Annotated in this window: 11 protein-coding genes, 1 pseudogene and 1 riboswitch; of the genes and pseudogenes, 10 read left to right on the top strand and 2 right to left on the bottom strand. The window is 72.1% G+C overall.

Features of this window, described 5'->3' with window-relative positions; translation table 11 throughout:
• Nucleotides 1-47: 47 nt before the first annotated feature.
• From ABZ826_RS10275 to ABZ826_RS10310, 8 genes and pseudogenes are all read left to right on the top strand, one after another.
• Nucleotides 48-1,103 (top strand): MBL fold metallo-hydrolase, encoded by a 1,056-nt coding sequence (locus ABZ826_RS10275; RefSeq protein ID WP_361445159.1) that lies wholly within the window; start codon nt 48-50, stop codon nt 1,101-1,103.
• Nucleotides 1,104-1,325: 222 nt separating this feature from the next.
• Nucleotides 1,326-1,461: riboswitch (cobalamin riboswitch) on the top strand.
• Between the two features lie 107 nt (nt 1,462-1,568).
• Entirely contained in the window at nt 1,569-2,843 is a 1,275-nt protein-coding gene (locus ABZ826_RS10280; protein ID WP_361445162.1) for a prenyltransferase/squalene oxidase repeat-containing protein, read from the top strand.
• Nucleotides 2,840-3,526, top strand: coding sequence for an SCO2322 family protein (locus ABZ826_RS10285; protein ID WP_361445165.1), 687 nt, complete (start codon nt 2,840-2,842; stop codon nt 3,524-3,526). The genes ABZ826_RS10280 and ABZ826_RS10285 overlap by 4 nt, the downstream gene beginning before the upstream one ends.
• A complete protein-coding gene (locus ABZ826_RS10290; protein WP_361445168.1) occupies nt 3,523-4,698 on the top strand; it encodes an energy-coupling factor transporter transmembrane protein EcfT in 1,176 nt (391 codons plus the stop codon). The genes ABZ826_RS10285 and ABZ826_RS10290 overlap by 4 nt, the downstream gene beginning before the upstream one ends.
• Nucleotides 4,695-6,419, top strand: a complete 1,725-nt coding sequence (locus tag ABZ826_RS10295) for an ATP-binding cassette domain-containing protein (RefSeq protein WP_361445171.1) — start codon at nt 4,695-4,697, stop codon at nt 6,417-6,419. The genes ABZ826_RS10290 and ABZ826_RS10295 overlap by 4 nt, the downstream gene beginning before the upstream one ends.
• Complete coding sequence (locus ABZ826_RS10300) at nt 6,416-7,267, top strand: ECF transporter S component (protein ID WP_361445174.1); 852 nt, start codon at nt 6,416-6,418, stop codon at nt 7,265-7,267. The genes ABZ826_RS10295 and ABZ826_RS10300 overlap by 4 nt, the downstream gene beginning before the upstream one ends.
• A 72-nt stretch (nt 7,268-7,339) precedes the next feature.
• A pseudogene (locus tag ABZ826_RS10305) lies at nt 7,340-7,669 on the top strand (transglycosylase SLT domain-containing protein); the annotation flags it as partial.
• Between the two features lie 259 nt (nt 7,670-7,928).
• A complete protein-coding gene (locus tag ABZ826_RS10310) occupies nt 7,929-8,543 on the top strand; it encodes a hypothetical protein (protein WP_361445177.1) in 615 nt (204 codons plus the stop codon).
• 80 nt (nt 8,544-8,623) lie between these two features.
• On the opposite strand, the gene ABZ826_RS10315 is transcribed toward ABZ826_RS10310, so the two are convergent.
• Nucleotides 8,624-9,913 (bottom strand): alpha/beta hydrolase, encoded by a 1,290-nt coding sequence (locus ABZ826_RS10315; RefSeq protein WP_361445180.1) that lies wholly within the window; start codon nt 9,911-9,913, stop codon nt 8,624-8,626.
• Between the two features lie 202 nt (nt 9,914-10,115).
• Nucleotides 10,116-11,285, bottom strand: coding sequence for a steroid 3-ketoacyl-CoA thiolase (locus ABZ826_RS10320; protein WP_361445183.1), 1,170 nt, complete (start codon nt 11,283-11,285; stop codon nt 10,116-10,118).
• 281 nt (nt 11,286-11,566) lie between these two features.
• Between ABZ826_RS10320 and ABZ826_RS10325 the strand changes: the two genes are divergently transcribed.
• Nucleotides 11,567-12,844 (top strand): cytochrome P450, encoded by a 1,278-nt coding sequence (locus tag ABZ826_RS10325; RefSeq protein WP_361445186.1) that lies wholly within the window; start codon nt 11,567-11,569, stop codon nt 12,842-12,844.
• 126 nt (nt 12,845-12,970) lie between these two features.
• On the top strand, nt 12,971-13,990 hold the full coding sequence (locus tag ABZ826_RS10330; protein WP_361445188.1) for an AEC family transporter: 1,020 nt from the start codon (nt 12,971-12,973) through the stop codon (nt 13,988-13,990).
• Nucleotides 13,991-13,997: the final 7 nt, after the last annotated feature.

The raw sequence follows: 13,997 nt of genomic DNA on the forward strand, positions 1-13,997 counted from the left end.
CGTGCGTCCGGTGCGCCGACCATGCCTCGACGAGAGATGGGGAGCCCATGACGCAGGTGACCGACCATGGCGGGGGCGTGCACAGCATCAAGGTCCCCATCCCGGACAATCCACTCGGCCACACCCTCGTCCATGTCCTGGACACCGATAGCGGGCCGGTCCTGATCGACACCGGCTGGGACGATCCGGAGGCGTGGGACACCCTCACCGCCGGGCTCGACGCGATCGGTACGGGCATCGGCGACATCCACGGGGTGGTCATCACCCATCACCACCCCGACCACCATGGCCTCTCCGGTCAGGTGCGCGAGGCATCCGGGGCCTGGATCGCCATGCACGCGGCGGACGCCGCGATCGTGCGCCGCACCCGTGAGGCCCGGCCCGGCACCTGGCTGTCGTACCTCCTGACGAAGCTCACCGCCGTCGGTGCGCCCCAGGAGCATCTCGCGCCGCTGCGGGCCGCGGTCGAGGACGGTCGGATGCGCACCCTGCCGGGGCTGCGGTCCGCGCTCCCGGACCGGGAGATCGTTCCGGGCGAGCTCCTCGGCCTGGCGGGCCGCGAACTGCGGGCGATCTGGACTCCGGGGCACACGCCCGGTCATGTCTGTCTGCATCTGGAGGAGGAGCACCCGGGGAATCTGCCGGGCCGGGGACGGCTGTTCTCGGGGGATCATCTGCTGCCGGGGATCAGCCCGCACATCGGGCTGTACGAGGATCCGGACGCCGCGCCGGGCACCATCCCATCCGCCGGAGGAGACCCCATCGGTGACTACCTCGGCTCGCTGGAGCACATCGGCCGGCTCGGCGTGGCGGAGGTGCTGCCCGCCCATCAGTACGCGTTCACGGACGCCGCGGGGCGCGTACGGGAGCTCCTGGACCATCACGAGGAACGCCTCACCGGGCTGCTCAAGCTGCTCGCCACACCGCTCACGCCGTGGGAGCTGGCCGAGCGGATGGAGTGGAACCGGCCGTGGGAGCAGATCTCGCACGGTTCGCGGAACATCGCCGTCTCGGAGGCCGAGGCGCATCTGCGGCGCCTGGTCAGGCTGGGGCGCGCGGAGGCGGTGGCGGGGAGCGAACCGGTGACGTACATCGCGGTGTGAAGGGCGCGGCATCGCGGTGCGAAGGGCGCGGCCGGCCACGGGGCAGGGGGCTCGTCCGTCTTCTCCCCGGCACCCGGGCTCCCGCACGGGCCGGGCTCCCGGCGAGCGCGGTGGAGGCGTCTCCCGTCGGGGCCCTCGGGGCCGCGACGAGCCGGCCCGCCCGTCCCGCGGGGAACGAGCCTTTGGGACGGCCCCGGGACGGCCCCGGAACCCGTCCGGCCCCGCCCGGTAGAGTGTGCGGGTCGTCATCATGCCCGTTCAGGGGGAAGCCGGTGCGAATCCGGCGCTGACCACGCAGCCGTGAACCGTCGTCGCAGACGGTGAGCCGGAATGCCCTGTCCTCGGTCGTGACCGGCTCGCGACCACCGGAACCCCGGTGGTCGGCACCGTCGAGGTATACGGAGCCGGAGCCTGGTGCCTGAGCGTGCCTGTGCCCGGTTCCCCGCAGGAGAGGCCCCGCCCGCCATGACCGTACGCCGCAGCGCGGCAACGCTCGCCGCCATCGCCACCGTGCTCTGTGCGGCCGCTGCCCCGGTCGCGGTGGCGGCGCCGTCCCCCTCCCCCTCGCCGTCCGTCGCCCTGCCGTCCGGGCTGTACGGCACGAAGGACCCGACGTACGACGGTGTCTGGCGGCAGTCGCTGGCCTTTCTCGCCCAGCGGCTGGAGGGCGTCACGCCCGCCACGAAGTCGGTGGACTGGCTGATCGCCCAGCAGTGCGGCAACGGCGCCTACGCCGCGTACCGGCCCGACGTCTCCCAGCCCTGCACCGAGAAGACCGTGCTGGACACCAATGCCACCGCGGCCGCCGTCCAGGCGTTCGTCGAGGTGGGCGGGCACCGGGACACCGTGAACAACTCGGTCCGCTGGCTGAAGTCGGTACAGAACGAGGACGGCGGCTGGGGCTACACCGCCGGTGCGCCCAGCGACGCCAACTCCACCTCGCTGGTGATCGGCGCCCTCGCCCGGCAGGGCCAGCGGCTCGCGGACATCACCACTCCGAACGGCAAGACCCCCTACTCCCCGCTGCTCGCGCTCGCGATCCCGTGCGGCGGCAAGGACGGCGGCGCCTTCGCCTACCAGCCCGACAAGGCCGGCAAGCTCGCCGCCAACGCGGACGCCACCGCCGCCGCCGTGCTCGGCACGATGGGCAAGGCCCTGGCCGTCGGGAACAACGCCTCGGTCAAGGGGACCAGCTGCCACCCGGGGTCCGGACTCACGCCCGAGCAGGCCGCCCAGAACGGCGCCCACTACCTCGCGAACGCCCTCGCCACGAGCGGCCACCTCGACCTGCCCCCGATGCCCGGCGCCGCCGACACCACCCCGCAGCCCGACTTCGGCAACACCGCGGACGCGGTCGTCGCCCTGTCCGCCGCGGGCCACCAGGACAAGGCCGCCAAGGCCGTGGCCTGGCTGAAGAAGAACTCCGGCCCCTGGGCCGAGCAGAACGGTCCCGCCGCCTACGCGCAGCTGGTCCTGGCCGCGCACGCGACCGGCGCCGACGCCCGTGACTTCAACGGCGTCAACCTGGTCGACCGGCTGAACGCCACCGGCCCCACGCCCGCGGCCGTCACGACGCCCGACCCGTCCACCGACACCGGGTACGAGGCCACGGAGAAGGACCAGGTGCACAGCGGCGACGATGTGATCGGTGGCGTGTGGTGGTTCATCGGCATCGGCCTCGTCGTCGCCGCGGCCGCGGCCTTCCTGATCAGCGGCCGGCGCAAGAACCGGCAGCTGTGAGGCGGGCGGGAAGGGCCACCGCGCTGCTGGTGGCCCTGGGTGCGGTCCTGGCTGTCCTCGGCACGGGGACGGCCCAGGCGGCCGGATACCGGTACTGGTCGTTCTGGGAGGGCTCCGGCACCGGCTGGACGTACGCCACCCAGGGCCCGTCCCTGGTCCGGCCCGACGACGGCACGGTGCAGGGCTTCCGGTTCTCCGTGAGCGAGGACTCCCAGGACTCGGCGAAGCCGCGCCGCTCCCCCGACTTCGCGAAGATCTGCGCGGACACCCCGGCCGAGGACGGCACCAAGCGGATCGCGCTGGTCATCGACGCGGGCACGGCGGCGGACGCCCCGGCCGGCGAGACGCCGCCCGCGCCGCGCACCGCGTGCGCGCGGGTCGCCCCGGACGCCAGCACCGCCGAGGCGCTCGCCTCGGTGGCCAAACCGCTGCGGTACAGCAGCGACGCGCTGCTCTGTGCCATCTCCGGCTATCCGGGCTCGGGCTGCGGCGAACAGGTCTCGGGCGACGGACCCGCGAAGCCTTCCGCGGCGGCGTCCCCGGGCGCCTCCGCCCCCGCTGCCGCCTCCGCCGGTTCGAGCGGCTCCGGTGGCGGGCCGTCCGCCGGGGTGCTCGTCGGTGTCGGCGCCGTTCTCGTCCTCGGCATCGCCGCAGTCGTGCAGGCCCGCCGCCGCCGCGGATGACCGCCCCGACCAGCGGCCGGGTGACCGGCGCCACCGGCACCGCCCGGCCGCCCCGGCCGCTGCGCGCCCCCGGGGCGACCCGGAGCAACGCCCTGCCCGCCGGGGCCTGGTGGCTGTGGGCGCTCGGTCTCGCCACCGCCGCGTCCCGGACCACCAATCCGCTGCTGCTCGGGCTGCTGGTGGGGGTCGCGGGCTATGTGGTCGCGGCCCGTCGCACGGACGCGCCGTGGGCCCGTTCGTACGGGGCGTTCATCAAGATCGGGCTGTTCGTCGTCGGTGTGCGGCTGGTCTTCTCGGTCTTTCTCGGTTCGCCGATCCCCGGCACGCATCCGCTGTTCACGCTCCCCGAGGTGCCGCTGCCCGACTGGGCGAAGGGCGTCAGGATCGGTGGCCGGGTCACCGCCGAGCAGCTGGTCTTCGCGCTGTACGACGGGGCGAAACTGGCGACCCTGCTGATCTGCCTCGGTGCGGCGAACTCGCTCGCCAATCCGGCCCGGCTGCTGAAGTCGCTGCCGGGTGCGCTGTACGAGGCGGGGGTCGCCGTCGTCGTCGCCATGACGTTCGCGCCGAACATGGTCGCCGATGTGGTGCGGCTGCGCACCGCGCGGCGGCTGCGGGGCCGTCCGACCGGCGGCGTCAAGGCGGTGCTCCAGATCGGACTGCCGGTCCTGGAAGGCGCGTTGGAGCGGTCGGTCGCGGTGGCGGCCTCGATGGACGCGCGCGGATACGGGCGCACGGCCCAGGTCCCGCCCGCCGTCCGGCACACCACGAACGTCCTCACGCTCGGCGGGCTGCTCGGGGTGTGTGCGGGCACGTACGGGCTGCTGGCCGCGCAGGGCGCGGTGTACGGACTGCCGCTGCTGATCGCCGGGCTGGTCGCCGCGACGGCCGGACTGCGGCTCGGCGGCGCCCGCTCGGTCCGTACCCGCTACCGGCCCGACCGGTGGGGCGGACGCGCCTGGCTGGTGGCGGGTTCGGGGGTCGCCGTGGCCGTGGCGATGATCTGGGCGGGCGGCGTCGACGCGGCGGCGCTGCGGCCGGGCGTCGTACCGCTGGCCGCACCGGTGCTTCCGCTGTGGCCCGCGGCGGCGGTGCTGATCGGGCTGCTGCCCGCCGTGGTGGCGCCCGTGCCGCCCCCGGTGGGCGCCCCGCATTCCAAGGAGAGCCAGTGATCCGGTTCGAGCATGTCTCGGTGCAGTACGAGGGGACGGAGCGCCCCACCCTGTCCGGGGTCGATCTGACCGTCCCGGAGGGCGAGTTGGTGCTGCTCGTCGGCCCGTCCGGGGTCGGCAAGTCGACGCTGCTGGGCGCCGTGTCCGGTCTGGTTCCGCACTTCACCGGCGGCACGCTGAGCGGCCGGGTCACGGTCGACGGGCGCGACACCCGTACCCACAAACCACGCGAACTCGCCGATCTGGTCGGCACGGTGGGTCAGGACCCGCTCTCCCACTTCGTCACCGACGCGGTCGAGGACGAGCTGGCGTACGGGATGGAGTCGCTGGGCCTGGCCCCGGACGTGATGCGGCGGCGGGTCGAGGAGACCCTCGACCTGCTGGGTCTGGCCGGTCTGCGCGACCGGCCGATCGCCACGCTCTCCGGCGGCCAGCAGCAGCGGGTCGCGATCGGCTCGGTGCTCACCCCGCACCCGAAGGTCCTGGTCCTCGACGAGCCGACGTCCGCCCTGGACCCGGCGGCGGCCGAGGAGGTCCTCGCCGTGCTCCAGCGGCTGGTGCACGACCTCGGTACGACGGTCCTGATGGCGGAGCACCGGCTGGAGCGGGTGGTGCAGTACGCGGACCAGGTCGTCCTGCTGCCGTCACCGGGCGCGGCACCGGTCATGGGCGCGCCCGTGGACATCATGGCCGTCTCCCCCGTCCACCCGCCGGTCGTCGCGCTGGGCCGACTGGCGGGGTGGGAGCCGCTGCCGCTCTCGGTCCGCGACGCCCGACGCCGGGCGGCCGGTCTGCGCGAGCGGCTGGCGTCGGCACAGCCGCCCGCCGCGGCGTCCGGATCGGCCGGGGCCGAGGTGGCTCCGCTGCCCGCCGTCCCCGCACCCGCGCGGCGCGGCGCCCTCGCCCGGCTGCTGGGCCGCGGCGCCCGGACCACCACCACCGTTCCCGGTCCCGTGAGCGACGCCCCGGCCCGGGTCGAGCGGCTCGGCGTACGGCGCGGGCCCGTCGAGGCACTGCGCGGGGTGACTCTCACCGTCGCCCCCGGCGAGACGGTCGCCCTGATGGGCCGCAACGGTGCGGGCAAATCCACCCTGCTGGCCACGCTCGTCGGCATGGTCGAGCCCACCACGGGCACCGTCCTGGTCGGCGGCCGGACCCCGCACCGCACGCAGCCGCGCGAGATGGTGCGCCGGGTCGGGCTCGTACCGCAGGAGCCGCGCGATCTGCTGTACGCGGACACGGTCGCCGCCGAGTGCGCCGCGGCCGACGCCGACGCGGGCGCCGCGGCGGGCAGCTGCCGGGCCCTGGTCTCCGAGCTGCTGCCCGGTGTGCCGGACGACACCCACCCCCGTGATCTCTCCGAGGGCCAGCGGCTCGCGCTCGCCCTGGCCGTCGTGCTCACCGCGAGGCCCCCGCTGCTGCTCCTGGACGAGCCGACCCGGGGCCTGGACTACGCGGCGAAGGCCCGGCTGGTCACGGTTCTGCGCGCGCTCGCGGCCGAGGGCCACGCGATCGTCCTGGCCACGCACGATGTGGAGCTCGCCGCCGAGCTGGCGCACCGGGTGGTGATACTCGCCGACGGGGAGGTCGTCGCGGACGGGGAGACCCGGCAGGTGGTGGTCTCCTCCCCGGCGTTCGCCCCGCAGACCGCGAAGATCCTCGCGCCGCAGGATTGGCTGACCGTGGCGCAGGTGCGTCGCGCCCTGGGAGCCGGGGCATGAGCGCAAAGGCCGGCGAGAAGGGCCGCACCCCGGACCGGCGCCCGGTACGGCCGATACGTCTGGGGCCGCGCGCGATCGCCGCGCTCGTCCTCATCAGCGCGATCGGCGTGGTCGCGTTCGGCTGGCCGCTGCTGGCCGGCGCGGACTCCGCTCTGGCGCACTCCCAGGACGCGCCGTGGCTGTTCGCCGCGCTGCTGCCGCTGCTGGTCGGCGTGGTCGTCGCGATGATCGCGGACTCCGGTCTCGACGCGAAGGCGGTGGCGATGCTGGGGGTGCTGGCGGCGGTCGGCGCCGCGCTGCGTCCCCTGGGCGCGGGCACGGCGGGGCTGGAGCCGATGTTCTTCCTGATGGTGCTGAGCGGCCGGGTGCTCGGGCCCGGCTTCGGCTTCGTGCTCGGCTCGGTGACGATGTTCGCGTCCGCGCTGCTCACCGGCGGGGTGGGGCCGTGGATGCCGTTCCAGATGCTGTCGATGGGCTGGTTCACGATGGGCGCGGGCCTGCTGCCGGGGCCGGACCGGCTGCGCGGGCGGGCCGAGACGCTGATGCTCGCGGTGTACGGGTTCGTCGCGGCGTTCGCGTACGGCACGGTGATGAACCTGTACGGCTGGACGATCGTGCCCGGTCTCGGTTCGGGGATCTCGTTCCACCCGGGTGACCCGCTGACGGAGAACCTGGTCCGCTTCCTCGCGTACTGCACGGCGACCTCGCTCGGCTGGGACCTGGGCCGGGCCGTACTCACCGTGGTGCTGACCCTCACCATCGGCCCGACGCTGCTGAAGGCGCTGCGCCGGGCCACGCGCCGGGCCGCCTTCGAGGCCCGGGTCACATTCGACGCCTCCGGTGAGTGAGGACTCCCACAGGGCGTTGGTCCTCCACGAAGCCGGGTAGTAGCCGCGCCGCGTCTGGCCCTCGGCGTCACCCCGGCCATGGCCGCACCGGCCACCGCGCCGACGGTCCTCGCGGCAGGCGCGCAGGACACGGCCAAGTCGTTGATCGGCGACGCCGCGCAGTTCCAGTGCTTCAGCAGCATCGTCCAGCGCGAGAGCGGCTGCAACCCGAGCGCGACCAACGCCTCATCCGGCGCGTACGGCCTCGTGCAGGCCCTGCCCGGTTCGAAGATGGCCTCCGCGGACGCCGACTGGAGGACCAACCCCACGACCCAGATCAAGTGGGGCATGGACTACATGAAGTCCCGCTACGGCAGCCCGTGCGCCGCCTGGTCGTTCTGGCAGGCCAACCACTGGTACTGAGCCGGCGGCTCCTGAGCCTTCCGAAGGCCCCGACCACCGGTCGGGGCCTTCGCCACGTCGTAGGACTGCTTCAAGACTTGCCGAATGCGCTAGTTCATATAACTTGGCGAGCTTAATTACTCGTTGGTCCATCTAGGCGCATTTTGCTTGGCCGTCCGTTCCCGACAGCCGCCGGAGCGTTGTCACCTACGTGGAACCTCGTGAATTCTGGGATCGGCACACCGTCCTGGCGGAAGCTTTCTGTGCCAGCGACGAACGTATGCGTCAGGCACAGGCGTTGCTGGACGAGGCGCAGGCCGAGCGCAGCAGAACACTCGCGGCATTCGCCGTCACGGTCGGCGACGACGGCTCGATCGCCGACTTGATGGGCCTGAACGAACGCGAGGTGCGATTAGCACGTCGCACGGTGGGCCGAACCGACGCGCGGTCACTCGCCGAGGAACTCCTGAAGCCGACCCCGCCAGCGCCGCCGGAGCCGGTGGACGAGCCCCCTGTCGTACCCGAGATCCCGTTGCCGCACCCGCGTGACGAGATGATCGTCCCGCCACCGGACATGGCACCGCCCGCCCCCGCCCCTGCCCCCGCACCGCCCGTCGAGGTGGAGAACACGGTCTACTGGTCGCCCAGCATGGACTCCGTGCTGCTGTGGAGCTGGGAGTCCGGCCTCGACCTGCAGACGGTCGCCGCCGAACTCGGCCTGGAGGTCCGGGCGCTGCTGATGCGCGTGCAGGAACTCGCCAACGACGGGCTGCTCACGCTCGCGACCCCGGTCGCCGAGGTGAGCCGGTCCGGGCGGCACCGCCGCCACCACGAGGAGGCGTACGCGGCACTGTTCAGCCCCACGGCCACCTTCCCCACCCACGTGCCGTACTGAGCGGGCGCGCCCGCCCGTCACCCCTCACGGCGTGGATCCGGCCGGGACCCCGGCCGGCTCCGCCCCCACCGGGACCGGGTTCAGTGCCGCGCGGCGACCGTGTCGAACCAGCGCACGATCTGGGGCCCCGACTTCATGTACGTGGTGTTGTGGTCGGTCGCCCCCTGGTCGACCACCCGGGCCTCCACACCGCGCGCCGCGAGGTCGGCCGCGCAGTTGCGGGCGTTGGCGATCGGCACATCGGTGTCGCCCGACGAGGAGTACAGCCGCACGGGCACGTCCGGCTTCCAGGCGCAGTTGCCGTCCTGGGCGCGCACCGCGGCCAGCAGGGCACCGGTGGGGTGCTGGACCTGCCGGTAGTAGTCGTCGGTGAGCAGTTCCTTCAGCGTGCCGGGCAGCGCCGGGATGATCTGCTCCTCGAAGTGGTTGGTGTCGAACAGGTCCTCGACGATTCCCGCGTACGGTTCCCGGAACGCTTCGGAGGGGTCCTTGTAGAGCGGGTGGAGCCTGTTCTGCGCGGTGAGGAAGTACGTCATGTAGAAGATGCCGCTGATGTCGTTGACCCGGCCGTCGAACAGGGCCGGCATCTCGGCGTACTCGATGTCGTACGGCCCCGAGACGGGGGCGAGGGCGCGGAGCCTGAAGTGCCGGTCGGCCCCGTTGTCGAGGGCTCTGCCCAGGGCCATCGCGACCTGGCCGCCCTGGGAGAAGCCGCTCGCGTACACATCGCCGGTGAGCGGACGGTTCAGCCGCTGCGCCGCGGTGCGGGAGGCCCGCAGCATGTCGACGGAGGCGGTGACGGCGGACTTGGTGTCCATGTACGGGTGGCGGCCCGGCCCCTTGCCGAGGCCGAGGTAGTCGGGGGCGGCGACGGCACGGCCCGCCGAGGCGTGGAGATAGGGAGCGAAGCGGCCGAAGTCGTCGCCGACGGAGGGCGCGTAGTCGCGGTGGGCCATCGTGCCGTGGGTGTCGGAGACCACGTCCAGCCGGTGCGGGCCGCCCTTGGGAAGGACGAAGAGACCGGTGGCCGTGGTGGGGGTGCCCTGCGGGGTGACGGTCCGGTAGGTGAGGCGGTAGGCCCGCAGGCCGTGACGGACGGTGTCGGTCGCCATCCCCCCGGAGGCGAGGAAACGGGCGACGTCGGCGCGGCCGAGGTCGGCCACGGGGGTGAGGGACAGGAGGTCCCCTCTGTCACGTGCCGTGACCGTGTGGGAGGACTCGGCTGCGTCGACGGGCTGCTGGGCGACCGCGGGTGCGGTGCCGAGTGCGGCCAGGACCACCACGGTGGCGGCGGCCAGTGCGCGGCGGGCGGTGCGGCGTCGCTTGTTCCAAGTCGGCTGGTTCGTCACGCTGTTGTTTTCCATGCCCATGACGCTATGCAGCGGCGCGCGGCACGAACATCGGCCTGGGCCCCCGACCGGAGGTACACCTGACGACACCCCGGCCAGGGGTCTTCCCCATCGGTGCGGTGTCAAAGCGGCCGAATCCTGGCCGTCGGCTCGACATCGGAGCGGCTGAGCCCTTTTGTCGGTCCGGCATCACAGCCGCCGAGCTCTGCGCGTCGGCTCGGCGTCAGAGCCGCTGGATGATGGTGCCCGTCGCCAGCGCACCGCCCGCACACATCGTGATCAGCGCGAACTCCTTGTCCCTGCGCTCCAGTTCGTGCAGCGCCGTGGTGATCAGCCGGGCGCCGGTGGCACCCACCGGGTGGCCGAGCGCGATGGCCCCGCCGTTGACATTGACCTTTTCGAGGTCCTGCCCGAAGACCTGGACCCAGCTCAACACCACGGAGGCGAAAGCCTCGTTGATCTCGACGATGTCGATGTCCTTGAGCGACATCCCGGCCTTGCCGAGCACCGCGCGGGTCGCGTCGATCGGTCCGTCGAGGTGGAAGTGCGGGTCGGAGCCGACGAGTGCCTGGGCGACGATCCGGGCGCGCGGCTTGAGCTTGAGCGCGCGCGCCATCCGCTTGGACGCCCACATGATCGCGCAGGCGCCGTCGGATATCTGGGAGGAGTTGCCCGCGGTGTGGATCGCGGTGGGCATGACCGGCTTGAGCCGGGCGAGACCCTCCATCGTGGTGTCCCGCAGCCCCTCGTCCCGGTCGACCAGACGCCACATGCCCTCTCCGGCCGCCTGCTCCTCCTCGGTGGTCGGCACCTGGACCGCGTACGTCTCCCGTTTGAACCGTTCCTCGGCCCAGGCGACGGCCGCCCGCTCCTGCGAGATCAGCCCGAGCGAGTCGACGTTCTCCCGGGTCAGGCCGCGGTTGCGGGCGATGCGCTCGGCGGCCTCGAACTGATTGGGCAGGTCGACGTTCCACTCGTCGGGCCAGGGCTTCCCCGGTCCGTGCTTGGAGCCGCTGCCCAGCGGCACCCGCGACATGGCCTCGACACCACAGCTGATGCCGATGTCGATCACTCCGGCCGCGACCATGTTGGCGACCATGTGCGAGGCCTGCTGCGAGGAGCCGCACTGGCAGTCCACGGTGGTGGCGGCGGTCTCGTACGGAAGGCCCACGGTGAGCCAGGCGTTGCGGGCCGGATTCATGGACTGTTCGCCGGCGTGGGTGACCGTACCGCCGATGATCTGTTCGACGCAGTCGGCGTGGATGCCGGTGCGACCGAGGAGTTCCCGGTAGGTCTCGCCCAGCAGATAGGCGGGATGCAGATTGGCGAGCGCGCCTCCGCGCTTGCCGATGGGGGTGCGTACGGCTTCGACGATGACGGGTTCCGCGGCCATGAGCTCGTCCTCTCCTCGCCCTTCCGCAGGGGCGTCCCGGCGCCCGCGGAGGGAACTAGTACGCGTTCTAGTTATTCGAGCAGTCTTATGAGCCTTACCCCGGGTATGCAAGGGTCTTGCACGCACCTTGCGCCCGCTTCATACCTGCCTCACCCACTCTTCACGCAACAGATCGGGCCACCCCTCTTGCCAGTTGTAAAACTCGTTACTACGTTTCGGGCAACTTCTGATGGGTCGTCAGGCATCGTTCGGGCGGCTCTCGGACCGACCTGGAGTTGCCGATGCCCTGCCCCCATCTGCCCGAAGGGTTCGACTTCACCGACCCCGACCTGCTCCAAGCCCGCATTCCGCACCCGGAGTTCGCACAGATGCGGCAGACCGCACCGGTCTGGTGGTGCACCCAGCCGGCCGGTATCTCCGGTTTCGACGATGAGGGCTACTGGGTCGTCACCCGGCACGAGGACGTCAAGTACGTCTCCACCCACCCCGAACTGTTCTCCTCGCACACCAATACGGCGGTCATCCGCTTCAACGAGTCGATCAGCCGCGACCAGATCGACGTCCAGAAGCTGATCATGCTGAACATGGACCCGCCCGAGCACACCCGGGTCCGCCAGATCGTCCAGCGGGGCTTCACACCCCGGGCGATCCGCTCCCTGGAACAGGCCCTCCGCAGCCGCGCCCGCTCGATCGTCGAGACGGCTCTCGCCTCCGCCGACGACGACGGTTCGTTCGACTTCGTCACCAACATCGCCGTCGAACTGCCGCTCCAGGCCATCGCCGAACTCATCGGCGTACCGCAGGAGGACCGGTCCAAGATCTTCGACTGGTCCAACAAGATGGCCGCGTACGACGATCCCGAGTACGCGATCACCGAGGAGGTCGGCACCGAGGCGGCCATGGAGATCGTCTCGTACTCGATGAACCTGGCGGCCGCCCGCAAGGAGTGTCCGGCCAAGGACATCGTCTCCCAGCTGGTCGCCGCGGAGGGACAGGGGAATCTCTCCTCCGACGAGTTCGGCTTCTTCGTGATCCTGCTCGCCGTCGCCGGGAACGAGACCACCCGTAACGCCATCAGCCACGGCATGCACGCCTTCCTCACCCACCCCGATGAGTGGGAGCTGTACAAGCGCGAGCGGCCGGAGACCACCGCCGAGGAGATCGTCCGCTGGGCCACTCCCGTGGTCTCCTTCCAGCGGACCGCCACCCAGGACCTCGAACTCGGCGGCCGGCACATCAAGAAGGGCGACAGGGTCGGGCTGTTCTACTCCTCGGCCAACAACGACCCCGAGGTCTTCGAGAACCCGGAGGCCTTCGACATCTCCCGCGATCCCAACCCCCACCTCGGCTTCGGCGGCGGCGGTCCGCACTTCTGCCTCGGCAAGTCCCTCGCGGTGATGGAGATCAACCTGATCTTCAACGCGATCGCCGACGTGCTGCCGGACCTTCGACTGGTCGGCGACCCGCGGCGGCTGCGTTCGGCCTGGCTCAACGGGATCAAGCAGCTGCAGGTCAGCACCGCCGCACGCGGTGCGGGCGTCGGCATTGCCGGGGACTGACGGCCCTTCGCCGGCTTCGGACGGCGGGGGCCGCCTCCCTCACGCCCCGGCCCCCGCCGTCCGTACCGGAGCCCTGCCCGAACCCCCACGCGGAACAAGCACATCTGCGCGTGGATCATGGCGGGAATGCACGCTCTGCTCTCCGCCTTCGCCCCCATCTGGATCCTCACCGCCATCGGCTGCGCGGCCGGCCGCAGCGGCCTCCTCGGTGTCCAGGCGGAAGCGGTGCTCGGCCGGTTCGTCTTCCATGTGGCCATGCCCGCGGCCCTGTTCGCCATGGTTTCCGGGGCACGGCCGGCCGACTTCGCCAACTCGTCGATGGTGGCCTTCGCGGCGGGTACGACGCTGGTCTGCGGTCTCGGCTTCGTGGCGGCCGGCCGGTTCTTCGGCCGGGGCACGGCCGACCGGGCGATCGGCAGTATGGCGGCCGGCTACGTCAATTCCGCCAATCTCGGCATCCCGGTGGCGATCCAGGTACTCGGTGACGCATCGTTCGTCGCCCAGATCATCCTGTTCCAGGTGCTGTTGGTCTCTCCCCTGATCCTGACGCTGCTGGACGCGGGCACGGGGCAGGGGCCGGGGACGGGTACCCGAAAGGGCGTCGTGTTCCGGCGGATGCTGACCATGCCGGTCCGTAACCCCGTCATCATGGCCTCGCTGCTGGGTGTCGTCGTCTCCGCGCTCGGACTCCGGCTGCCGCACGCCCTCGCCCACTCCTGCGATCTGCTCGGTGCCGCCGCGGTGCCGACGGCCCTGATCACGCTGGGCCTCTCCCTGAACGGCCGTCCGGCGACCGACGGTCCGGCGACGGAACCCGCGAAGGGCGGTGCGCGCGAAGAAGGAGCGGGGCGTGCGGGGCATGCACCACGCACGCGGCGTGCGGAGGTCGTGGTGGCGGTCGCCCTCAAGACGCTGGTCCAGCCCCTGACCGCCTTCGTCGTCGGCGGCCCGCTGCTGCGTCTGCCGGACCATCAGCTGCTGGCCGTCGTGCTCTGCTCGGCGCTGCCGACTGCTCAGAACGCCTTCATCTACGCCCAGCAGTACGGCCTGGACACCCGACTGGCCCGCAACTCGGTGGTGGCCTCGACAGTGGTGTCCATGGCCACGCTGTCGCTTGCCACCTGGGCCCTGGGGTCGGCCCCCTGAGCCGTTC

Source organism: Streptomyces sp. NPDC047515, assembly GCF_040643055.1.
In the GTDB taxonomy this organism is placed as follows: Bacteria; Actinomycetota; Actinomycetes; order Streptomycetales; family Streptomycetaceae; genus Streptomyces.